The sequence below is a fragment of the Pedobacter cryoconitis genome (assembly GCF_014207135.1).
GTDB lineage: Bacteria > Bacteroidota > Bacteroidia > Sphingobacteriales > Sphingobacteriaceae > Pedobacter > Pedobacter cryoconitis_D.
Genome location: NZ_JACHCC010000011.1, coordinates 116,617 through 140,061, shown reverse-complemented (window position 1 = coordinate 140,061; position 23,445 = coordinate 116,617). Strand labels below are relative to the sequence as shown.

General features: G+C 39.9%; 25 protein-coding genes and 1 riboswitch. Of the genes, 15 read left to right on the top strand and 10 right to left on the bottom strand.

The annotated features are described in order from the left end of the window. Window positions 1–51: 51 nt before the first annotated feature. Window positions 52–3,186 (bottom strand): SusC/RagA family TonB-linked outer membrane protein, encoded by a 3,135-nt coding sequence (locus HDF25_RS20160; protein ID WP_184628124.1) that lies wholly within the window; start codon window positions 3,184–3,186, stop codon window positions 52–54. A 426-nt stretch (window positions 3,187–3,612) separates the two neighbouring features. On the opposite strand from HDF25_RS20160, the gene HDF25_RS20155 reads away from it, so the two are divergent. From HDF25_RS20155 to HDF25_RS20125, 7 genes are all read left to right on the top strand, one after another. Continuing rightward, window positions 3,613–4,170 (top strand): hypothetical protein, encoded by a 558-nt coding sequence (locus HDF25_RS20155; RefSeq protein WP_184628122.1) that lies wholly within the window; start codon window positions 3,613–3,615, stop codon window positions 4,168–4,170. Between the two features lie 41 nt (window positions 4,171–4,211). Beyond that, window positions 4,212–5,564 (top strand): Gfo/Idh/MocA family protein, encoded by a 1,353-nt coding sequence (locus HDF25_RS20150; RefSeq protein ID WP_184628120.1) that lies wholly within the window; start codon window positions 4,212–4,214, stop codon window positions 5,562–5,564. Window positions 5,565–5,647: 83 nt separating this feature from the next. Continuing rightward, window positions 5,648–7,171 (top strand): alpha-L-fucosidase, encoded by a 1,524-nt coding sequence (locus HDF25_RS20145; protein ID WP_260409417.1) that lies wholly within the window; start codon window positions 5,648–5,650, stop codon window positions 7,169–7,171. Window positions 7,172–7,209: 38 nt separating this feature from the next. After that, window positions 7,210–7,274, top strand: a riboswitch (Fluoride riboswitch). A 50-nt stretch (window positions 7,275–7,324) separates the two neighbouring features. Further along, a complete protein-coding gene (locus HDF25_RS20140) occupies window positions 7,325–8,680 on the top strand; it encodes a voltage-gated chloride channel family protein (protein WP_184628118.1) in 1,356 nt (451 codons plus the stop codon). 130 nt (window positions 8,681–8,810) lie between these two features. Next, on the top strand, window positions 8,811–9,866 hold the full coding sequence (locus HDF25_RS20135; RefSeq protein ID WP_184628116.1) for a c-type cytochrome: 1,056 nt from the start codon (window positions 8,811–8,813) through the stop codon (window positions 9,864–9,866). A 4-nt stretch (window positions 9,867–9,870) separates the two neighbouring features. Then, entirely contained in the window at window positions 9,871–10,326 is a 456-nt protein-coding gene (locus HDF25_RS20130) for a DsrE family protein (protein WP_184628114.1), read from the top strand. A 37-nt stretch (window positions 10,327–10,363) separates the two neighbouring features. Next, complete coding sequence (locus HDF25_RS20125) at window positions 10,364–11,281, top strand: molybdate ABC transporter substrate-binding protein (protein ID WP_184628112.1); 918 nt, start codon at window positions 10,364–10,366, stop codon at window positions 11,279–11,281. Window positions 11,282–11,461: 180 nt separating this feature from the next. On the opposite strand, the gene HDF25_RS20120 is transcribed toward HDF25_RS20125, so the two are convergent. The 4 genes from HDF25_RS20120 to HDF25_RS20105 form a co-directional block, all read right to left on the bottom strand. Beyond that, a complete protein-coding gene (locus tag HDF25_RS20120; RefSeq protein ID WP_184628110.1) occupies window positions 11,462–12,040 on the bottom strand; it encodes a peroxiredoxin-like family protein in 579 nt (192 codons plus the stop codon). Window positions 12,041–12,099: 59 nt separating this feature from the next. After that, complete coding sequence (locus HDF25_RS20115) at window positions 12,100–12,321, bottom strand: hypothetical protein (protein ID WP_184628108.1); 222 nt, start codon at window positions 12,319–12,321, stop codon at window positions 12,100–12,102. 106 nt (window positions 12,322–12,427) lie between these two features. Next, window positions 12,428–12,703: a hypothetical protein gene (locus HDF25_RS20110; protein WP_184628106.1), complete on the bottom strand. Its 276-nt coding sequence runs from the start codon at window positions 12,701–12,703 to the stop codon at window positions 12,428–12,430. A gap of 10 nt (window positions 12,704–12,713) precedes the next feature. Continuing rightward, window positions 12,714–13,319 carry a sigma-70 family RNA polymerase sigma factor gene (locus HDF25_RS20105; protein WP_184628105.1) on the bottom strand — a complete coding sequence of 202 codons (606 nt, stop codon included), beginning with the start codon at window positions 13,317–13,319 and terminating at the stop codon, window positions 12,714–12,716. 107 nt (window positions 13,320–13,426) lie between these two features. Between HDF25_RS20105 and HDF25_RS20100 the strand changes: the two genes are divergently transcribed. The 3 genes from HDF25_RS20100 to HDF25_RS20090 are packed head-to-tail and all read left to right on the top strand — an operon-like array spanning window position 13,427 to window position 15,727. Then, entirely contained in the window at window positions 13,427–14,197 is a 771-nt protein-coding gene (locus tag HDF25_RS20100; protein WP_184628103.1) for a DUF1223 domain-containing protein, read from the top strand. Next, window positions 14,194–14,958: a cytochrome b/b6 domain-containing protein gene (locus tag HDF25_RS20095; protein WP_184628101.1), complete on the top strand. Its 765-nt coding sequence runs from the start codon at window positions 14,194–14,196 to the stop codon at window positions 14,956–14,958. The genes HDF25_RS20100 and HDF25_RS20095 overlap by 4 nt, the downstream gene beginning before the upstream one ends. Beyond that, a complete protein-coding gene (locus HDF25_RS20090; RefSeq protein ID WP_184628099.1) occupies window positions 14,939–15,727 on the top strand; it encodes a molybdopterin-dependent oxidoreductase in 789 nt (262 codons plus the stop codon). Before HDF25_RS20095 ends, HDF25_RS20090 begins: the two co-directional genes overlap by 20 nt. A gap of 19 nt (window positions 15,728–15,746) precedes the next feature. On the opposite strand, the gene HDF25_RS20085 is transcribed toward HDF25_RS20090, so the two are convergent. Continuing rightward, window positions 15,747–16,931, bottom strand: coding sequence for a PAS domain S-box protein (locus HDF25_RS20085; protein ID WP_184628097.1), 1,185 nt, complete (start codon window positions 16,929–16,931; stop codon window positions 15,747–15,749). Window positions 16,932–17,121: 190 nt separating this feature from the next. On the opposite strand from HDF25_RS20085, the gene HDF25_RS20080 reads away from it, so the two are divergent. Continuing rightward, complete coding sequence (locus HDF25_RS20080) at window positions 17,122–17,730, top strand: HPP family protein (RefSeq protein WP_184628095.1); 609 nt, start codon at window positions 17,122–17,124, stop codon at window positions 17,728–17,730. Window positions 17,731–17,737: 7 nt separating this feature from the next. Here HDF25_RS20080 and HDF25_RS20075 read toward each other — a convergent pair whose 3' ends face one another. After that, window positions 17,738–18,118, bottom strand: a complete 381-nt coding sequence (locus tag HDF25_RS20075; RefSeq protein WP_184628094.1) for a hypothetical protein — start codon at window positions 18,116–18,118, stop codon at window positions 17,738–17,740. A gap of 128 nt (window positions 18,119–18,246) precedes the next feature. Between HDF25_RS20075 and HDF25_RS20070 the strand changes: the two genes are divergently transcribed. The 3 genes from HDF25_RS20070 (at window position 18,247) to HDF25_RS20060 (ending at window position 20,067) form a co-directional block, all read left to right on the top strand. Further along, window positions 18,247–18,819 carry a Crp/Fnr family transcriptional regulator gene (locus HDF25_RS20070; RefSeq protein WP_184628093.1) on the top strand — a complete coding sequence of 191 codons (573 nt, stop codon included), beginning with the start codon at window positions 18,247–18,249 and terminating at the stop codon, window positions 18,817–18,819. Between the two features lie 81 nt (window positions 18,820–18,900). After that, a complete protein-coding gene (locus HDF25_RS20065) occupies window positions 18,901–19,338 on the top strand; it encodes a carboxymuconolactone decarboxylase family protein (protein ID WP_184628092.1) in 438 nt (145 codons plus the stop codon). 75 nt (window positions 19,339–19,413) lie between these two features. Beyond that, on the top strand, window positions 19,414–20,067 hold the full coding sequence (locus HDF25_RS20060; protein WP_184628091.1) for a DUF6624 domain-containing protein: 654 nt from the start codon (window positions 19,414–19,416) through the stop codon (window positions 20,065–20,067). Here HDF25_RS20060 and HDF25_RS20055 read toward each other — a convergent pair. Both HDF25_RS20055 and HDF25_RS20050 read right to left on the bottom strand, forming a co-directional pair. Beyond that, on the bottom strand, window positions 20,045–21,277 hold the full coding sequence (locus HDF25_RS20055) for a BamA/TamA family outer membrane protein (protein ID WP_184628089.1): 1,233 nt from the start codon (window positions 21,275–21,277) through the stop codon (window positions 20,045–20,047). The genes HDF25_RS20060 and HDF25_RS20055 overlap by 23 nt on opposite strands. 140 nt (window positions 21,278–21,417) lie before the next feature. After that, complete coding sequence (locus tag HDF25_RS20050; RefSeq protein WP_184628087.1) at window positions 21,418–21,621, bottom strand: hypothetical protein; 204 nt, start codon at window positions 21,619–21,621, stop codon at window positions 21,418–21,420. Window positions 21,622–21,835: 214 nt separating this feature from the next. Between HDF25_RS20050 and HDF25_RS20045 the strand changes: the two genes are divergently transcribed. Beyond that, complete coding sequence (locus HDF25_RS20045; protein WP_184628085.1) at window positions 21,836–22,855, top strand: class I fructose-bisphosphate aldolase; 1,020 nt, start codon at window positions 21,836–21,838, stop codon at window positions 22,853–22,855. Window positions 22,856–23,006: 151 nt separating this feature from the next. Here HDF25_RS20045 and HDF25_RS20040 read toward each other — a convergent pair whose 3' ends face one another. Then, window positions 23,007–23,381: a hypothetical protein gene (locus tag HDF25_RS20040; RefSeq protein ID WP_184628084.1), complete on the bottom strand. Its 375-nt coding sequence runs from the start codon at window positions 23,379–23,381 to the stop codon at window positions 23,007–23,009. Window positions 23,382–23,445 lie beyond the last annotated feature (64 nt).

Sequence of the window (23,445 nt, the reverse complement as noted above, 5' to 3'; positions counted from 1 at the left end):
CAATTGTTTTATATTTATTAATCATTCTTAATTTCTAATTAGGGTTAAACCTTAAAAACCTATATTAACACCAAATAATATCTTTTTGCTGATTGGGTATTTCGTGCCACTTATACCAGGGCCAGGGTCAGAGCCACCGTACGAATCGGAAACTTCTGGATCCATTCCTGAAAATTTAGTCAGCGTAACCAGATTGTCCCCGCTTACATATACTCTCAGATTGGAAATCTTAAGTTTTTTGGTGATAGATTCTGGGAAGTTGTAACCCAGGGTAATATTACGTAACCTTACATACGAACCATCTTCAAGGAATCTGGATGATGGTTTATTCGATAACTTGTTACCATTAACCACTGCCTTAGGATGGGTTGCTATGTCTCCAGGATTTTCCCATCTGTTCCAGCCATCCTGTAATACCATACTGTTATACTGAGGATAGGCCCCGTCAGCATCAAACACTTCGCGGTTGGAGTTGTAGATTTTGCTACCATACACGAAATTGAAAAATGCATTTAAACTGAAATTCTTATAAGTAAACTCATTTCCCATTCCACCAGTGAATTTTGGGGAAGAAGTGCCAACATATCTTCTTTCGGCCGCATTGTAATTGTTAGTCGTAGTGGTATAACTATTTCCCGCAGCGTCTTTTTTTGTGACGTACCAAAGTGGATCGCCGTTAGCTGGGTCTACACCGGCCCATTCTCTCATATACCATGAATTGACATCACGGCCTACAGCAATGTTTTGATTGGTGAATGCACTGATCGGCTGGTCTTCATACAGGCTGAGTACTTTATTCCTGTTAATCCCAATGTTGAAACTGGTATTCCATTTAAAGTCTCCTATAAGGTTTTTAGTGTTTAACTCTATATCAATACCTCTGTTTCTGACAGAACCGATATTCTGAGGAAATGTATAGAAACCGGAAGCTGCTGAAAGTGGAACATCGATAATCAGATCTCTGTTGGTACGCTGATAAACATCGACATTTAATTCTATTCTGTTCCAAAGACCGATATTGGCCCCTACGTTGATAGTTGTAGGAGTTTCCCAGGTTAAATTAGGGTTACCAATAGCATAAGGTACTCCACCAGGTACATTGGCATACTGAGTTTTAAACAGATAATAGGCAATTGCATTATAATCCACATTTTGTGTATTTCCAGTAACTCCATAACTCGCACGCAGTTTTAAATTAGTAACCACCTGAGATTTGAAGAATTTTTCATTGGAAATCAACCATCCGCCGGCAATGGAATAAAACAAGCCAAACTTATGATTCACACCAAATTTAGAGGAACCATCATTACGTAAGGAAACTGTTCCGAAATAGCGGTTGTCATAATTGTAATCACCCATGAAAAGCTCTGATACTGAACGGCTTTTTGATTTGTTTCCGGATAATAAGGTAGGTGTGGCTGTGGCATCAAGTACACTCAGGCCAGGCTGGATACCGTACCCCGTTCCATCAATTCCATCTAAATAATTCTGTTGAAATTCAAAACCTCCGATTGCCGATAAGTTGTGTTTTCCAAAACTGCGGGCAGCATTGAATAAATTGGATGTCAGAAAGGAATTGGTATAGTTATAGGTATTTCTGAGTGACCCCAGATTTGACTTTCCCTCTGGTGTGCGGGCATCCACTAAAATTTCTTCTCTAGAATTTGAAGTGGTATATCTGTTGGAAGTAGCAAAGTTCAGCCAATCGTTGATTTTATATTCCAGTTTTAAATCACCAGCCAGAGTTTGTGTTCTGATATTATCAAGATTGTAATTCTTTAAGAATACAAAATTGCTATGGTCACGTCCATACCATTGAGAAGCCTGGTCAATATATCTCGCACTTCCGTCAGCATTGTATGGATTATCCCAGGGTACGTTCGTATAAGCCTGGTAAAGTGCGCCGCTCTGATCGTTAGTACTATTACCAAAACCTGCATTGATTCTCGTGGTAATTTTCAGACGGTCAGTGATTTTGTGATCCAGGTTAACCCTAAAATTGACATTGCTCAGTCCGGTATTAATTAATGTACCTTTCTCTTTATAATAATCGGCACCTACGTAAAAGTGGGTCCTTTCATCACCACCTGAAACATTGATGTTCTGGCTATTGGTATAAGCTTGTTTAAAAGCTTCTTTTCTCCAGTCCGTATTATTTACAGGGCTTGTCGGTAAGAAACCTGATAAATAAGCTGCATTAGTTAATGGAAGCTCTTTACTGGTCAAATAAGCATCAATCTGTTGTTGCGTAGGATTAGGAGTCGTTGCAGAAAGCTGTTTGATATAGTTAGTCCTTTTTGCATTGTAATCATTGGTATACAGATAGGTGCTGTAGTCAAGCAGTTGCTGACCATTCATCAGTTTAAAATTTCCCTGAGAAGCATTGTTGATCCCATAAGATCCGCTATAGTTAACCTTGGTTTTACCACTTTTCCCTTGTTTGGTTGTGATGACGATAACTCCATTTGCTGCTTTTGAACCATAAAGACCTGTGGCACCTGCATCTTTCAATACTGTAATAGATTCAATATCTCTTGGATTGGCAGTACCACCAATGACACCATCAACTACAGTAAGGGGTTCTGCACCGGCACTAAAAGTACCAGTACCCCTGATCCGGATGCTCGTCGATGCACCTGGTTGTCCAGATGAAGAAGATACAACCACACCAGATGCTTTTCCCTGTAAAAGATTGGCAGTACTGTTACTGGTTACGTCCAGTAATTGCTTTGAGGTAACCGTCGAAACAGAACTCACGATTTGTGATTTACTCTTCGAGGTATAACCCATTACAACTACTTCGTCCATTAGTTTTGCATCAGGAGTAAGATTTACGTTGATTACGCTTTTTCCCCCTACAGGAACATCCTGCTGTACATAACCTAGATAAGTAAATTCCAGAATTACATCGTTGTTTGCTTTAATTACGAATTTTCCATCGCTGTTCGTAATAGTACCATTTGCTGTTTTTTTTACTTTAACAGATACCCCTGGCAGTGGGAGGCCTTGTTCATCGACAACTTTTCCGGTGATCGGCGACTGGGCATAGGCAGCGCCAGAGCATAGTGTAAGTAATACGATAGCTATTGCCTTGGTGAATTGATTGAAGGAAAGCTGCTTTAGCTTACCGATGGGTGGCATAACCCAATTAAAAACCAGATTGGTTAGTGTGTAGACTTTAGTCATGCGTGATAAGATTTGTTTGGTTAGTGTACTTGTGGATAAGAAATATCTGGCCTTTCCATCAAGTATTTTTGAAAGATAGAGAGCAAATAGTAGCGTACAGAATTTACAGGGGTCTAAATCAACGCAAACGTTTGATATGTTTTATATAGGCTTTAAAGGGAGAGAAGCTAAAAAGGTGCCGTTTTTTTTATCCTGATGATGGTAAAAAACGTTAATTCTGTAAAAAGACCTGGTAAAGTGTAATAATTGGCTCATTTTCATTTTGGTTTTTGATAAAACATCGTTTTGTGATGCCAGATATAGGCAAATAATGGCCCCGTTCTAATTCAGACAAACGTTTGCGTGATAATTACACGATATAGCTTAATTGCTTGGAGAGAAAATTTATACCTTGTATTCACGAAACCTGACCTGAGATTATAACCAATGGATAGAAGAGAAATCTTTAATATTCTTTTTAAAGGAAGTGCTGCCCAGGAACCCATAACTCCAGAGCCGGATCCTGTGCTGGAAACACCTGTCCATTTAAAAACAGATCAGTTGTCCAGGGTTTATAAAGAGTGGACAGATTTAACCGGAGAAGATAAACTGGATCTCTCTACTTCGCATGCCTTTACCATTACACTGGATCTGGATTGTCCGGATAATCAGGAAACCTGTTTAACACTGGGGATTCAGCATGATAAAACCAATAACATCAGGATTGGTTTGAAAGCTGATGGTTATCTATTTATCAATGACCTGGTCGATGAAAGAATCATAGACAGGGCTAAATTATTTGGTGGGTTTCAACTGATTTTAGCAGTTAACCCTTTGGGGCCGGGAATGAGTTTCGCGAAACTGAAAATTATGGACAGAGCTGGTCTGACCCTTTCGGCTTTAAAATCAAAACAGTACGCTACTGAAGACTGGGACGGAGGGATGATTTTAGCAGAACAGCCATTCAATTTTTTACGCATAGAAGGATTACACACACACAATTGAAATATAAATATAGCTAACCAATAATCTGAACAAAAACAATTATGAACAGAAGAGAATTTGTAACATCAACGACACTTACTGCTGCTGCGTTGACAATCCTGCCAGATAAAACGCTTTTTGCAAACTATGCAGGCGAGAAGCTTAAAATAGCGATGATGGGTGTTGGGTTGCGCGGACAAAATCACCTGGCTTTACTTTTAAAACGGGATGACGTTGAATTAGTTGCGATCTGTGATGTAGATCCAAGAATGCTGGATATGGCAAAGGCAATGATCACTAAAAGTGGTAAGCCAATGCCTAAGATATATACAGGTGATAACAATGCCTGGAAAAAAATGCTTCAGTTAAAAGATCTCAAATCTGTATTGATTGCTACTCCATGGGAATGGCACAAACCGATGATTATAGGATCTATTGAAGCGGGTATAAAATATGTAGCTACTGAAGTTGTATTAGGTATCAACCTTCAGGATCACTGGGATGTGGTTCATGCTGCGGAAAAATATGATGCGCAGGTAATGATGCTCGAAAATGTTTGTTACAGAAGAGATGTCCTGGCTGTTTTAAATATGGTAAGACAAGGCATTTTCGGCGAGATCCTCCACTTACAGGGAGGGTATCAGCATGACCTGAGAGAAGTGAAGTTCAATGATGGGGTAAAACCTTATGGTGGAGGCGTAGAGTTCAATGAAAAAGGGTTCTCGGAAGCCAGATGGAGAACTAACCATTCTGTACACCGTAACGGAGAATTATATCCGACTCATGGTATCGGGCCAGTTGCTCAGTGTATTAATATCAACAGAGGAAACAGGTTCCTTAAACTGAATTCATTTGCGACAAAATCAAGAGGTTTGCATAAATATATTGTAGACCATGCAGGTGAGAGCCATCCAAATGCAAAAGTTAATTTCAGACTGGGAGATATTGTAACTACAACTATTGATTGTGCGAATGGAGAAACCATTATTCTTCAACATGATACTAACTCTCCAAGACCATATTCTTTAGGTTTCCGCGTTCAGGGTACGAATGGTTTATGGATGGATATCAACAACAGTATCTATGTAGAAGGAAAAAGTAAACCACATCAGTGGGACAGTGCAAAAGAATGGCTGGAGAAATATGATCACCCACTATGGAAGAAATATAGCAGTGATGCAGAAGGTGCTGGACACGGGGGAATGGACTTCTTCGTTTTACATGCCTTTATTGAATCTGCGAAACGAGGAACACCAACTCCTCTGGATGTTTACGATGCAGCTGCATGGAGCGCAATTACACCTTTAAGTGAGCAATCCATTGAATTAGGAAATGAAACTATAGATTTCCCTGATTTCACTGGAGGAAAATGGATGAACAGGCAGGCTGTGTTTGCACTGAATGATGATTATTAATTTATAACATACAGTTTAAAAGAACCGGTTATCCTTTCAGGGTAACCGGTCTTGTTTTTCTGAAGAAGCTTAAACTTATCCTGATGATATCAAACCATAAAATGAAACAGGGCTTATTGGTACTGGCTTTAAGCTGGAGTACTGCGGCCTATGCCCAGCAAAAGCAAAGTTATGTAACAATCAGTGCAACTGATTCTGAACATGATATTATCCGGAAAGCTGCTAATCTGACACCTTCAGACAGACAATTACGCTGGCAGGAACTGGAGGTAACAGGTTTTCTTCATTTTGGGATGAATACTTTTACCAACAGAGAATGGGGTGATGGAAAAGAGGATCCGAAATTATTTAATCCAACCCGGCTGGATGCTGCCCAATGGGTACGTACCTGTAAGGAGGCTGGGATTAAACAGGTGATTATTACAGCTAAACATCATGACGGTTTTTGTCTGTGGCCAAGTAAATACACGGAACATTCCGTGAAAAATAGTCCATGGAAAAACGGGAAGGGAGATGTAGTCAGAGAAATTGCTGATGCCTGTCATCAGCAGGGGGTAGGGTTTGGAATTTATCTTTCCCCATGGGATAGAAATAATCCTGATTACGGTGATACTGAAAAATACAATGCTTACTTTTTAAACCAGCTGACTGAACTGCTTGGAAATTATGGCAAGGTGGATGAGGTTTGGTTTGACGGAGCAAACGGAGAAGGACCAAATGGTAAAAAACCAGTTTATCATTTTGATGCCTGGTATAATCTGATCCGTAAAATGCAGCCCGGCGCCGTTATTGCAGTAATGGGACCAGATGTACGTTGGGTGGGAACTGAAAGTGGTTATGGCCGTTTAACAGAGTGGAGCACTGTGCCTATGAACGGGCTCGCCAATCAAAGTATAGCCGATAACTCGCAAAAGGACATCATTTTTGCTCCAAAGGGAGATATGACCGGAGATGATCTGGGGAGCAGGGACAAAATCCGCGATGCGAAAACATTAGTCTGGTATCCCAGTGAAACTGATGTATCTATCCGTCCGGGATGGTTTTATCATGAGACAGAAGATCTTAAAGTTAAATCACCTGAGAAATTAACTGATATCTATTATAGCTCTGTAGGTCGTAATTCAGTATTACTGCTTAATATTCCGCCGGATCAGAGAGGTCTGATCAATGAACATGACCAGAAAAACCTGATGGCATGGAAAAGAACGCTTGACCAGACGTTTAAGAATAACCTGGCCAAAGGAGCAAAGATCAGTTCTTCTAACGGAATAAATACAGGAGCCTTGCTCAATGGAAACCTGAAAAATTACTGGACAACAAAAGCGAATGATACAACAGGGTTGATTGAATTGACATTACCAAAGCCACAACTTTTTGATGTTCTGCTACTCAAAGAGAATATCACTGTTGGTCAGCGTATCGAAAAATTCAGTCTGGAATACTTTAATGGTAAAAGCTGGGAGGTAATAACCGATGGAACTACAGTTGGTGCCAAACGTCTGATTCGTTTTAAACCTGTGCTGGCGCAGAAGGTCAGACTGAAAATAATTGCTTCGAGGCTAAATCCAACATTAACAGCTTTAGGACTCTATAAACAGCCCGGCTAAACCCGATTATTTGTATTTTCTGATAACATTTCTATATTTGTATAAACGGAAATGGTGTCTTCCGATTTAACCGCCCTAAAAAGCTGATGGCGCCTACAAACATTAACCTGATGAACAATACAGTTCATTGGTACAGGATATTTGTAGGTATATATGAAAATTTTCAATCATTTAATTCGCTGGACACTTCTGATTCTCCCTGTTGCTATGACCATAGGAACAGTTGTAGCCTTCTTTTTATGGTCACTCAGTGCTGTCATCCATCTCCGTTTTGAATATAAATGGCTGCTTTTTCTATTGCCTTTTGCCGGAATTTTAATCCATTTGATTTATCAGTCTATCGGGAAGTCTTCTGAAAAAGGGAACAATCTGATTATGGAAGAAATCCATGAATCAGGTGGAGGTGTGCCATGGCGTATGGCCCCCGTAATTCTGATCACTACGTTGATTACCCATTTGTTCGGCGGTTCGGCAGGTAGAGAAGGTACAGCTGTACAGATAGGAGGTAGTATTGCTTCTTTGTTTGGAAAATGGTTTAAATTGAATGAGAACGATACTAAAATGATACTCACTGCAGGTATTGCTGCAGGATTTGGGGCTGTCTTTGGTACACCGGTTACCGGAGCTATTTTTGCCATGGAGGTCCTTACTTTAGGAAGGATTAAATACGATGCTTTGTTTCCTGCATTGGTTGCAAGTGTTATTGGTAACCTGACTGTAGCGGCATGGCAAATTCATCATACAGCTTATCATATTGATATCTTACCCAGAGCACCATACTTTTTGTCTGACTATTTGCCGCTGGATCTTTTTCTGCTCAGTAAGGTGATTGCTGCTTCAGTTGTTTTTGGCCTGGCCAGTTATTTGTTTTCTGTGACGGTTCACCGCATCAAAGAATTATTTTTATTTCTGTTTAAAGTGAAATGGATGATCCCACTGACTGGTGGACTAATTATTATAGCACTTACCTATCTTATCGGTAAGCCCGATTACCTGAGTTTGGGAGTCGATGCGGAGTACCCGGGCGCGGTAACGATTCCATCGGCTTTTATTCATGGGGGGGCAGATACATGGAGCTGGCTATGGAAAATAATCTATACCGGATTAACCTTAGGAACCGGTTTTAAAGGAGGTGAAGTCACTCCTTTGTTTTATATAGGAGCAACACTGGGTAACACACTTTCCGGACTATTGAATGCGCCTGTAAGTCTGTTCGCTGCTTTAGGATTTATTGCCGTTTTTGCAGGGGCGACCAATACACCACTGGCCTGTACGATGATGGGTATTGAACTCTTCGGTAGTGAATATACTTTGTTTTTTGCTATAGCCTGTTTCACATCTTATTTCTTTAGTGGTCAGACTGGTATTTACAGTGCGCAAAGAATTGCTGTCCCGAAAATTTTTGATCATCAGTTTAAGTTTGGTGAACCTGATCCTGTCAATTCCAGGACTAGTCAAAGCTCCTTAAAACAAAAGTTGTCCCGGTACAAAATCTATTTCAAAAAATAGGTAACAAAATCATTATTTATTCGATTTAGCTTATTATTTTGCTGATATTACTTTAGGTAATCTCTCATTACTTTTAGTATTTATGAACGCGCTCCAGTTAACCTCATCTTTGATATAGAAATTTTAAACTATGTCAGAGCATAACCTTAATGAAACAGAAAAAGCACTGGTTTATACGGCAAGATCGGTAGTTGTGGCTTCCTTACTTTTTATGGTTTGTAGCGCGATACTGATCAGTACTTTTATATGGAGGGAAGAGACAGAACCAAAGCGGCAAGAGGAGACTCATACAGTTATTTCATCTGCTACGAAATCCTCCGCTCAGGAGAATTGGGCAGCTCCTGAAGAAAATACTATACCGGCAGGAAAAGAGGGAGAGGCAATCCGTTATGGAAAAGAGCTGATTGTCAATACAGCCAGATATTTTGGGCCAAATGGCTCAGTTGCGACCATTTCTAACGGGATGAATTGTCAGAATTGTCATCTTCAGGGAGGAACAAAAACTTTCGGGAATAATTATTCAGTTTTCTTTGCCAGTTATCCGAAAAAAAGTAACAGATCGGGTACTGTTGTACCTGCCTCAAGCAGGATTGCTGAGTGTTTTGAACGGAGCCTGGCTGGGAAAGCTCCTGATCCTTCGGGGAAAGAAGTACAGGCTATGCTGGCTTATTTAAAATGGCTGGGTTCGGGGTTGAAAAAAGGGAACCCGGTTTTTGGAACGGGCTGCGGGAAATTAAAGTATCTGGACAGACCGGCTGATCCTGCTAAGGGGAAGATCTTATATGCTTCAAAATGTGTTTCCTGTCATGGTAAGAACGGAGACGGTTTGCGTGCTGCGGATCAGAAAAGTTATACCTATCCACCGTTGTGGGGGAAACATAGTTATAATGATGCTGCAGGAATGTACAGACTCGCTAATTTTTCTGGTTTTGTAAAAAACAATATGCCATACGGAGCGACTTATGAAGATCCGCAGCTAAGTGATGAGGAAGCATGGGACCTGGCAGCTTTTGTCAATTCACAACCCAGGCCACATAAAGATCAGCAAAAAGATTATCCGGATCTGTCTAAAAAACCTATAGATGCACCATTCGGGCCATATGGTGATCAATTTATTGCACAACAACATAAATATGGCCCGTTTAAACCCATAGCGGACTATTATAAATCAAAGAAAAAAAAATAGAAACATGAAGAAGATGATCCTGATTTGCAGCCTGCTTGTAGTAATGGCTGGCGTAAAAACAAGTTTTGCACAGACAAAACCGGCAGTATATACCGGTGCAAAAGCTGTCCTGAAACATTACAAGGCCGTTTACATGCTGAATAGCGGTGATGAAAAGAAAATTGGTGGTACACTGAGGAATATGAAAAATGCGCTTGATGACCCTCGCCTTAAGGGGAAACTGGAGCTGGAATTGGTTGCCTTTGGAGATGGGGTCGCCGTTTATGATAAAAACGGAGTTTTTGAGAAAACATTAAAAGAATTGCAGGACAGGGGTGTTTTACTGGTACAATGCGAGAACACACTGAAGGAAAGACATATTGAAAAAAGTACTTTGTACGATTTTATCAATTATGCACCCAGTGGTAACGGAGAGATTATTATCCTTCAGCAGCAGGGCTGGGCAATTGTACATCCTTAAAAAAGTATAAAAAGACGAAAAACAATAATATAAACAGATGAAATTAAACTATATAATTTTTGGTATTGCTGCGATGTTTTGTCTTTCTGAAGCAGCTATAGCTCAGGAACACCGTTTTGATCCTCCCTGGAATACTCCTCCTGAAAGTGCATTGCAGTTTACAGTGCCAGGTGTTGATAATGTCCCGGATTTGTTTGGGGATATTAATGATCCGCAGCTGGTTGTGTTTTTTGCGGGTAATCAGTTCATGTGCATTGACGATCTGATTGCTGCTTTTAAAAAGGCTTATCCTCAATATCAGCGGGTATTTGCTGAAACTCTGCCTCCTGGCATACTGGCCAGACAGATTGAAACAGGAAGTATAGTGATTGGAAATCTCAGGATCACATTAAAACCGGATGTTTACACTGCCGGTAAAAACCGGATTGACCAGACACCGGAATGGTTCAGTCAAACGGCCTTATATGCAAGAAACAAATTGGCGATCCTGGTGCAGAAAGGTAATCCGAAGAAAGTTAAAGGGTTAAAAGATTTGGGAAGTAAAGATCTAAGGATAAGTATGCCGAACCCTGATTTCGAAGGTATTGGTAAACGTATTGAGGAAGCCTATGTTAAGGCGGGTGGTGAACAATTAAAGACAGCGGTAATGAAAACCAAAGTGAAAGACCAGTCTACCTATCTTACGCAAATCCATCACCGTCAGTCACCGATGCGGATTTTATATAATCAGAGTGACGCTGCTCCGGTATGGTACAGTGAAGCTTATTATCAGAAAATGATCAATCATCCTGTCGAAATGATTGAAATCCCGGAAAAGGAAAATATTCATGCACAATATATTGCCGGGGAGCTGAAAAATGCACCGCATCCACAGGCAGCTAAGGACTTTATGAAGTTCCTGGTTAGTGCAGAAGCGAATGCTGTTTACAAGAAGTACGGATTTGATCTGCCTTAATATTAGGTTTTACTCATACAGGTAATTGGTTCAGATCACATTCGTGTTTTCTTCAATTCCGTTCGAATGTTGTTCGAACAAAATCCGAACAATCTCCGAACAAAGTCCGAACCAAAGTACATTCAGACCCCTGGTCTTATTCTTCAAAACAAGTGCCCGGATCCGGGCACTTGTTTTGAATTAAAGCTGTTTCAGTAAAGTGGATACTGCTGCTCGTTTTTTGTAGTCTTTATCGAAATGAACAAAAGATATCTTTCCGGTATGGTCTATGATATAGGTTGCCGGAACGGGTAGGACATGATCTGAGTTTCCATTGTTTTTATTCAGATCTACACCATATCCTTTGTATTTAGTAACTAAACCCTCATCCATGACAAATTTTACATTATAGGCTGTCATGATTTTATACCCTTTGTCTTGTATGATAGAAAAGGAAGCATGGGTTTTCTCAATAGTTTTAGTAATATTCTCTCCGGTTTCGGGAGTGACACCAATGACATACGCTCCTTTGGCCGTAAGCAGTTGAAGAGAGTCCTGTAATTGTTTGATATGCAGATTGCAATAGGGACACCACTGTCCGCGGTAAAAAAATAAAACTACAGATTTATGCGATTTCAGTAATTGTTTAAGATCAATAGTTTTGCCTGCATTGTCTCTGGCCGAAAACTGAGGGGCTTTATCACCTGTTTTTTTTCCGGTTTGTGCAGCCAGGCTGAGGGTAAATAGTATTGTAGTGATGAGGAGTACAAATTGTTTCATTATTTATGTTTTAAAAATATCCCGGAGACCTGAGCCTCCAGGATATTTCGTTGAATATCTTACATTTTGGAAGGTGCCATCTTATCCACCTTTTTTGTGTTCATTTTGCTTTTTGACATTTTAGAAGGGGCCATTTTATCCATCTTTTTTGAACTCATTTTACCTTTTGACATTTTACTCATTTTAGATGATGCCATTTTTGTAGTGTCTTTTTGTAATGGGTGTTCAGCTGCTTTGGTCTGAGTAGTGATTGCAAAACAAAAGGTGATGACTGCGGCCATTATGCCTTTTTTTAGGTTTGATCTTAGATTCTGAGTTTTCATGATTTTAAATTTTGTGAATGTTTCTCCCTTAGTCGCAGACCATGGACAGACCTTACAATAAATTCTAATTTTTATTCAACTCATTTTCTATGCGTTCCTGTAACTCTTTTTTATAGGTCTCATCCAGTCCTCTTTCTGTAGGCTTTGCTGTATGAAAAAGCTCATGTACCATCAGGTTTATACTGATGCTCTGTTTTTGAAATAACCTGCAAAAAGAACAGCCAGTCAGGTGAATTCTTAATTCTACTTTTTCTTGAAAGGTAAGGGGGGACAGCTGTTTCTTTTCAATCAGAAAAGTAGCTTTCCTGCAGTTATATATAATGTTTTTTAGCGCGCTCATATCAGTTTCTTTAAATCCAGTTTTTTTGCAGACAGGCTCTCAGGTTTAGTTTTGCCCGGTGGATAATTACCCAGAAATTTGAAGGGGTCACTTTCAGTTCGCTGCAAATAAAATCTGTGGACTCATCGTCCATATGTTTCATCGTAAAAACGGATAACCAGAGCCCAGGAAGTTTCTGCATACATCTTTTCAAGATAGAATTGAATTCTTTAGCGTTCAAAGCATCCGTTGTATCTTCTATTCCAAATGGCTGAGGCCTGTGTGCTTTCTTCCAGTGACCATCATCTGGATCGAAAAAATCCTGGTCATTTTGTTCTGCACCGCTGTCTATGGTGATATTCTTCAGACCAGAAGACTTTTTGCGGTAGATGTCTATAATCTTGTTTTTTAAAATAGCAGTTAACCAGGTACGCTCAGTACTTCTCCCTTCAAAGCGGTCTATTCTTTCCAGTGCTGCCAGAAAAGTTTCCTGGACAAGATCTCTTGCCTGCTCTTCTTCGTTAATCCTTGTAATTGCATAGTTGTAAAGGTAGTCTGCATGATGAGTTACCCATAGGTGCGGATCAATAGTATGCGTTTCGGACGATGAAGATTCTGTATGTTTTTGACTGGACATAGAAGATGATAAATTATAGTAGTCGGGCAATTAGACTGTTCCTTACAATTTGTTTAAATTTATTGTAAGGATTTACTATACAAGCCGACAAATAAGGAAATCTTATCATGAAAGTAATCAAAATATTTTTTATAGTCGGCTGTCTGGGTACTGCTATACTATTATCGGGTGCAATTGCAATTGCCAGTTTTCGCAAGACAGCTGTCGGGAATAATGATAAAGGATTTGCATTAATTGAACTTTTTACTTCTGAAGGTTGTTCAAGCTGTCCTCCAGCCGATGAACTGGTCGCCAGAATACAACGGGAGGAGACAGGTCAGCCAGTTTATATCTTAGCTTTTCATGTTGATTACTGGAACCGTCTGGGCTGGAAAGACGTATATAGTAATGCGGATTATTCCAAAAGACAAAATCAATATGCCAGCTGGCTGAACCTGAGATCTGTATATACACCTCAGATAGTGGTGAACGGACAGCAGGAGTTTGTCGGATCGGAAGAAACCACTTTACGAAACGCGATTAAGAGCAGTTTACGAAAGATCTCTGCAGCAAAATTAATACTGGATCAGGTGGATACAAGTGGCAGACAATTCAGGTTACACTACCAGGCAAACGGAGCAGACGGGCATACGGATTTGCTGCTGGCTCTTGTACAGCATTCGGCACAGACGAGAGTTAAAAGCGGAGAAAACGGTGGTCATCTATTGTCACATATTCAAATAGTACGTCAGCTCAAACAGATTCCTCTTAACGGTAAGAACAGCGGGACAGCCAGTCTGGATATTCCACAGCATACGGATGCTGCAAAATATGGATTGATTGCCTTTTTACAGCATGATACTGACGGTGAAATTATTGCAGCAACAAGATACAAATGAAAGTGATTCATGAAAAGCATCCTTTAGCGATGCGCTGGACTCATTGGGTGAATTTTCCTATCCTCCTGGTTATGATCTGGAGCGGAATGTTAATTTACTGGGCAAATGATGCCTATAAAATTGAGATATTTGGGTATACCTTTATTCATTTCTTTCCAGACTGGTTCTATAAGTTGCTGCATATCCCAGCCCGGTTGGCAGAAGGAATGGCCTTCCATTTCTTGTTTATGTGGTTTTTTACCTTAAATGGAATCTTTTACTTGTTGTATACACTGATCTCTGGAGAATGGAGACAGCTGGTTCCCAACCGCCACTCTTTTAAAGAAGCCTGGCAGGTACTTTTACATGATCTCCATATCAGGAAATTCAGTCCTCCGCAGAAAAAATATAATGCAGCTCAGCGGATTGCCTATACTGCTATTATTATCATGGGTTTTGGTTCTGTAATCACTGGTCTTGCTATCTACAAACCAGTGCAGTTATACTGGTTGACCTGGATATGTGGAGGTTATCATTTTGCAAGGATTATTCATTTTGTACTGACTCTTGGTTATGTCCTGTTTTTTATGATCCATGTGATGCAGGTTGTGCTTGCCGGGTGGAATAACTTCAGGTCCGTGATCTCTGGTTTTGAAGTGAAGGAATTAGAACCTGTGCCTGTACCTGCAATTAAAAAGGTACAGCCGAAGCCAAAGAAAATAGTAAAGAAACCTCAGGTAACTGATAAAACAAAAAAATCAGATGAAAACGACCGCAAATAAACCTCAGCCAGTTGAACTGAGCATAGAGAAGAAAATCAAACGGCGTAATTTTATATCATTCGCTACCTTTTTTGTAGCTGGCGGGGCAGCTTTCGGTGGCTGGAAATGGCTTTATAATTCGCCGGAAGAAAAGGCCGGAATTACAGGCGGGGCACGTCAGCCATTGCGAAGGGCACTGAATAAAACTGAGTTGTTTTTCAGGAGAATCTTTAGCAATGACCATGTGGTCAAAACCTATCCAAAAGAGAGAGCCGCCAGGGTGGTTAGAGTAAATAGTGACATTGGATTAACGGATGAGAGTTTTGATGTATCCAGATGGCAGTTATCCTTAGTTAAAAAGAAAGGAGAGGTGTTGAAGATCAATATCGAAGACCTGAAGGCCTTACCGAAAACTGAAATTGTCTATGATTTTAAATGTGTGGAAGGTTGGGACCAGATACAGCATTGGGCGGGTCTGAGGTTTATTGATTTTATTGATTATTATCAATTACACGACCAGGCTAAGATGGGATATGTCGGGATGGAAACACCGGACGGAGAATATTATATAGGACTGGATATGGAAAGTGCTTTACATCCTCAGACTATACTCGCTTATGAGATGAATGATAAGCCGATAACTGAAGAACATGGCGCACCCTTAAGATTAATCATTCCTGTTAAATATGGAATAAAAAACCTGAAAAGAATTGGGATGATCAATTTCAGTAACCAGCGTCCACGTGATTACTGGGCCGAGCAGGGGTATGATTATTACTCTGGTCTGTAAATGGCTTTACGAGAGCTGTCTAAAATTTGATGTCTTTAAGGGATGTGTTTATTTTAATAATAATATCATCGAGTTCTGTAGCTGATTTACTTAACATCATCAGCATTTCAGCATGTGAGGGGGGAGTATCCGGGTCTGCATTCATGAGTTCTGTTAAACCTAATATATTACTTAAAGGCCGGCGGATCTCATGTGAATTATTCCATGCGATCTCTTTCAGCATTTTATTTTTTCGTAATAATCGTTTTTCGTAATCCTTTCTGATGGTAATATCTCTGAGCGCACCTACCATTTTTTCGGTTTTCCCATTTTTGTCCACCAATATAAATGCCTGATTGTATACTTCCTTATAGGTTCCGTCTGCACACTGGAGTCTGTATTCGCAATGCCACGAGTTTCTCAGCTCCTTAAATGCTAACTCCACGGAACTGACTACGCGCTCTTTATCTTCAGGATGGATTTTACCCAGTATCCAGTCCCCTGTATTTACTCTTAACAATTCTGTATAACCAAAGATCTCTGAAAAGCCACTCATCCATTTGATCCCATCTGTATAAGGGCAATATTCCCAGATCACATCATTGGTTACGCTGGTCACAGTTTCATAAATATTGAGCAACTCCTTGATCTTTTCTTCGGCCCTGATATGATGCTCAACATCAATTGCTATAACAGTAAAGGCGGGAATGCCATTGTAAACAGTACTGTGATGAGAGATTAGCTGATGAAAAAGTTCGCCATTCTTTTTCCTGTGCAGCCATACTCCGGTTTCGTGACCTTCGTTATGTTCCGTCAACAGGTAATCTCTTAATTTGAAACTCTCCTCAGCTGGCCGGATGTCCATCACAGTCATTTCCATTAACTCCTTATGGCTGTAACCATATTTTTTAGTCATGATTTTATTCATTTTCAGGAAGCGGTAATTCCTTTTATCAAAAACATAAATAGCGGCTGGTGTACCCTCAAAAAGTTGCTGATAATTCTTTTCTACTTTTGATAAGCTAACGCGGTACATTTCTATCAGCAGAAAGAGTATCAGTGCAGAAATAAACAGGAAAAAGATATTTTTATATGCATAAAGCCAGCTTAAATCTTTTTCAGGGGTCATGCGGTCAAGTTGCCCGATCCACTTGGCTCCCATAATCAGCCAGGCGGCACCAAGAATCAGGTAAATCAGGATAATTATTACTGTACGTTTACGCATAATCTGCTAAAGGTAAATCATTCCATCCGGAAAATAAGTCAGTTAAACAGCTTTTAATTTTTCCTGCAAGCTTAATTGTTGTGTAATTTTTTAATTAATCGGTAATTAATGTAATTGTAGAGGATGTGTAGTCTGAGCTGCTAATAAAACCGAAATATTAGGGTACAAAGAATTACTTTTGCTAACTGTTATGAGAAATAAGATACGGAGACATGTGAGAAGGGCCAGGTATGTGCTTTATAAAGAAACGCTGATTGATGTCAGGGAACATATCTGGACATTTATTGGTTCATTTTTAGGGATAGGCATCATCGGGTTTATCAATAGTAAGTACTTTACAGCTTATGATAATCTTTTTATGATCGGTTCATTCGGGGCTTCTTCAGTATTAATCTATGGTATTATTAACAGCCCTTTGGCCCAACCGAGGAACCTGATCGGGGGACATGTCCTTTCTGCCCTGGTAGGCGTAACGATGCATAAGTTAATTCCAGGTGAAGTCTGGTTAAGTTCAGCACTTGCTGTTTCTGTTTCTATTGTGGTTATGCAGATTACCAAAACACTTCATCCTCCGGGAGGGGCAACTGCACTGATTGCGACAACAGGTTCGGCGAAAATTAATGCACTGGGTTATTTTTACGCCTTTAGCCCGATATTTACCGGTGTTATGATCCTGTTCCTTGTGGCTGTGGTCTGCAATAATGCAACACCACACCGTCAGTATCCCACTAACAAAAACTGGTATAAATTCTGGCAGAGAAAATACAGAAAACCTCAAACCAGGCAGATTAAATCTTAGTCCAGGATTACTGGAGGATATCTTTCAGCTCTTTGCTGATTCTTTTGATGTTATTAAGGGAAGTTTTGGTGTTTAATTTTTTATCCAGGTTGATCCTGAGTTCTCCAGGTGTCGATTTGATATTAAACTCGCTTTTGTCAGCCAGTGTCACTCTGATTTCGGATGGGTGCCCAGGTTTGAAAATAGCAGTTTGAGGTACATATTGTGAGAGATATTGTTCAACCTTAGGGGTTTTATCTTCATTATAGCTGGCAGTCATCTCATAATTGGTATCTGTTTCATTAACTGTGATTTTGAGACGGTCTCCATGACCTTTACAGCTTGAAAAGATTAAGCTTATAGCTAAGGAAAGGATTAAAACTGAGGAGGTAAATATATTCTTTTTCATGTGGTCTGAGGTTAAATTTTATTGTTATTCAGTAGGTTAGATTGTCAGATTCTCTGAATGTTACATTAAATTGTAATTGCTGTTTTAATTGTCTGTAATTTGAAGACAGGTTATTTAATCCAATGATCATGTACGAGGAGCTTTTAAATCATATCAAAAGATATGTACAACTAAAACCCCAGGAAGAGCAAATGCTCTGCGAAAGGCTGGAACTCAAAAAACTAAAAAAGAAAGAGATTCTGCTTGAACCAGGGAAAATGTGCCAGGGGAATTACTTTGTGTTGAAGGGATGTGTGCGCCAGTTTTTTATCAATAGTAAACTCAATGAGCAGACTATACATTTTGGTATTGAGACCTGGTGGATTGCTGATCAGGATAGTTTATTGAACAATCAACCCTCTACTTGTTATATACAAGCCATAGAGGAGACACAGATGCTACTGTTGAATGAACAAAACAGGGTAATCCTGTTTAAAGAAATACCGGCGCTGGAGAGTTATTTCAGGATCATGATGCAAAAGGCATTTGTAGCGGCACAACGCAGGATAGGATTTATTTTTAACCAGAATGAGGAGACCCGTTACCGGAATTTTACCAGTCTTTTTCCTGAATTTGTACAGCGTGTACCGCAATATATGCTGGCTTCCTATTTAGGGTTTACCCCCCAGTTCATGAGCCGGATGCGTGCGAAAAAGATTTGATCAGGTTTTGTATTTCTTAACCACAGTTCATTTTTTTGAGGTATATTATTACGCACATTTGTCTTAACAAAAACTAATTATATGAGCAACAGGATTAAAATAAATGAAGTACAGCCAGCTGCATACAGAGCTATGTTAGCATTTGACAAGTATATTGAAAGTACCAGTCTGACTATAAAACACAAAGATCTGATTAAAATCAGGGCATCACAGCTTAACAGATGCGCCTTTTGTATCAACATGCATACGATAGATGCACGTAAAGCAGGTGAAACAGAACAAAGAATATATGCACTGAATGCATGGCGCGATACTCCGTTTTTTGATGAGCAGGAGCGTGCTTTACTGGCACTTACTGAAGAGGTAACTCAAATCAGCGGGCATGTTTCTGACGAAACTTATAAAAATGCAGCCGGTCTTTTTGGAGAGGCTTATCTGGCTGATATCATCATGGCTATCATCGTTATCAATGGTTGGAACAGAATAGGTATTTCTACTGCACTGGAACCCTCTTTATAACCTTTTTTGATTGAATAAGGGCACTGGCAGGAGATATAATGTCTTCCTGTCGCCTTTATTTTATTATCTTTAATAATGCGTTTAATCCTGTTTGTACCATTTCTTCTGATTGCTGCTGCCTCCTGCGGACAGCGAAATGCTTTGGTTTATCGTGCAAAAGATAAAGAAGTTATGGCAGATACGGTACTGCGGGCTTCATTAACTAAGCAGCTGCAGGCTATTTATGAGGATGACCAGAAATACAGGCAGCAGGTGGAAGGTATCTCTATCCGGTATGGTATGGCTTCAAAGGAAATGAATGACCTTGCACGAAAGATGGACGAAATGGATTCTGTTAACCTGGTTAAAGTAGAATCTGTTCTGGATCAATACGGATGGCTTGGTCAGCGTACCATAGGAGAGGACGGTAATGCTGCATTATATCTTGTGGTACAGCATGCAGACCGGCAGACTAGAGAGAAATATCTTCCATTAATAAGAGATGCCGTCAGACATCAGCGGGCATTACCTTCGGATTTAGCCCGTATGGAAGACAGAATCTTACTGGGTCAGGATAAAAAACAGCGTTATGGAACACAACTGGGGTTCGACAGAAAAACAGGGAAGTATTTTTTGTTCCCACTGGAAGATCCGGATCATGTAGAACAGAGGCGGGCTAAAATGGGACTGAATAGTTTATCAGCCTATCTGGGGCAGTTTGGTATAGTTAAAATACCTCTCCCAGATTAACAAAAAGCCCATGTGAATGATCTGTACCAATACCATAGTCAATACCCAGATTGGTATTGGAATGTTTATTGATCTTAATACGGATACCTGCTCCTGCTGCGGGATTAAAATTGTTGATATTGGTTGTCGTTACGCTATGCGGATAACTCTGAACGTTTGCAAAAACCACACCTCCTATTAAACCATTACGGGTAACTCCAAACCGGTACTCACTTTCAAGATAGAGCATATTTCTGCCTCTGAACCTGTCAATAGCATAACCACGACCAGTATTGTTATAAGTATCATTACCAACGCTTGGCAAATCAAGGTATGGAGGTTTGCCATTCAGGGTTAACCAGGTGTAACTCCAGAAAGCAAGAACGTTGTTTGAGTACTTGGACAGTTTAAAATATTTACGGATATCAATCTGTACTGAACTCCATTTGGAATCGCTACCCAGACTTTTAAGGTTCTGCCGGAACACCACGTTGGCATAAGTACCTCCAAGCGCATTCACAGGATTGGTGCGCGAATCGTATAACATATCCATTGTGAAGCCTGAAGAGCGTGAGCTCGGAGATTCACCATAACGTTTAAAGGCTGAAATTGTATTACCCGGGGTACTGGTCTCAGTAATACTCGAATGGTAGTCGAGACTGTAGCCTAATCCGGCATAAAAATTTGTAGTCACTTTCTTTAAAATAGTCTGATAAAATCTCAGGTAATCATAATCCAGATCATCAGCATTTGACATTTTGGATGCACTGCCCAAGCCATAAGTGACATCGGGATATTTGGTCAGCCGCAGATCCGTGACAAATTTAAACTGATCATCCCAGGCCCAGATATTTGACTGAGTCATGAACGTTTTTTGCTCATGCGAATCATAAAAGGCCTGAAGATTGACTACGGAAACATTCTTATCGTGATCTTTTTGCGTATAAAATGTAGTAACTGAACTCGCTCCGGCAGTAAAACCTGTAGAATAAGTATAACCTACAGTCGGGACAATGGATATGTTTAGTTTTTTTGAGGTACTTACATGACCAGCATTCTTTTTTTTGTTAAAAATGGCACGTAATACATCCCCCATATCTCTCATTTTTGAAGAGTCTATCTTGGTAGTATCACTGTAAGCCAGTGTATCTCTACCAGTACGTATAGCTGAAAAAGAGAATGAGCTATAAGAAATTAGCAAAACAATTAGTAAAGTACGGATACTCAACATAAATGGAAGAAATTTAGCATCTGGCGGTTATATTAATTTTAAAAGGGTCTTTGGGTTTAAGCAAAGCTAAAACTTTAATAGATAACCTGTAAGCTGTCAGATGTTAAAATTTAGTTATTTATTTAACATTACCGGATCTGTTAACCTGAAATACTTAAATAATAATCCAGATCCTGATCTAAATCTATGTAGGGTTTAAGATTGGGAATGTTCGAAAATAACGATAATAGTTCGGCTTCATCAACAAATGGGATATAATCGATTTGTATACCGGAGTGAGATTTACAGCGGCCCTGAATAACAGGGTAACCATAATTGGACGAATAACTAAATTGTGGTTTCATATGATTATTTAAGGAAAGGTGTATAATTTATCTGATTGTAAATTTAATCACAATTGCAGCGCCAGGTGTGCAAGAATCAAACAGATAATTGCAAAATTCAAACAGGTATAAATGTCTCTGCGCTTCCAGAAATAACCAGCAAAAAGAAGATGATGTAATTCAAACAATTGGTTTTGTCTGAATGTTCTTTGGGTAAGATTATTTTAATTATCAGATGGAACAGACAACTCACACCCAACAATTAATCAATACTGCAAAAGCAATGGTAAGGGACTTTAAGGGCCTCGTTGCAATAGATGAAAGTGTTGCCACTTTAAATAAACGTTTTGAGAAGGCAGGGATACCGCAGACAGAAGAATACAGACGAGCTTACAGAGAGGTCCTGACGACAACTCCGGGGATAGGAGATGAGATTAACGGAGCGATCTTATTTGATGAAACTGTTCATCAGCAAACAGCTGATGGCATTCCTTTTCTGGAAGTTTTGAACAAGGCAGGTATTATTCCTGGAATCAAGCTGGATGAGGGAACGGAAGACCTGGCTGGTTTTCCAGGGGAGAAGGTAACCAGGGGGCTGGATGATCTGGCAGACAGGTTAAAAGGGTATGCTGATCTGGGACTGAAGTTTGCGAAATGGAGAGCTGTAATTCTGATTGATGGGGCCTTGCCGACAACAGCCTGTATAGTAAGTAATACCCATGCTCTGGCACGTTATGCAGCAGCATGTCAGCGTGCTGGTATAGTACCGATAGTGGAGCCTGAGGTGATCATGGATGGTAATCATACTATAGAACGTTGTGCTGAAGTTACAGAAAGTGTACTGCGGTCTTTATTTGAACAGCTATATCTTTTAAAAGTAGAACTGGGTGGTTTAATTTTAAAACCGAATATGATTCTGCCGGGCGCAGCTCATGCGCAAAAATCTGATCCGGAGACAGTAGCGAAATTTACCGTCAGCTGTTTACGTAATGCTGTTCCTGCTACGGTAGCCGGGATTGCTTTTCTTTCGGGTGGGCAGGATGCTGTAACAGCTTCCAAAAATCTGAATGCGATTAACCTGAATTATAAAACAGAATTGCCATGGCCGGTTACATTTTCTTTTTCGCGGGCCTTACATCAGCCTGCATTGGAAATATGGAAGGGTAAAGCAGAAAATGTGAAGGCCGCACAGGATTCTTTTCTTCAGCTTGCCAAAGCAAATACTGCTGCAAGGAGAGGAGAATTTAAAATATAACTATTTGTAAATAAGTGTGTAATGTTACCGTAGATAATATTCCACAGTTTGAATTGTATATTCTACGTGTATAGCCATCATCAGATGCCCCGGAATAAATAATTTATTCCGGGGCATTTTGATTTATTATGGATGTATTGGTATGTGTTAATTACTTAATCTGGATTTTAAAGCTGTCGGTTTTAACTTCTCCGGGATCCAGCGTACTCAGCTCATTGGAAATTAATCTGCCGTAAGCATCAAATACGACTAGCCGGATAGTTTGTTGTTTTTGGGCATTTATAGTCGTTTTTAACTCGAAATCAGAGATATAACTGAACTTTACGTCTTCATTGTTGATGATGTCTACTGCATAGTTATCTTTCAATACAGTATAATTAAGTACGCAATCTGCACATTCTACTCTGATTACTCCGGCTTTAGAGAAGAGAACATTTGATAAAGGATCAAGGGCAGAATCTTTCTTACAGCCAGTGAATAGCAGTGACAGACAAAAGACGAAGAGGAGCATTCTTAGCGTATTCATAAGGTACAGAAGGCATTAATAATGCCAACTGTATTTGCCCTTTTAAATCAGTAATAAAACCTGT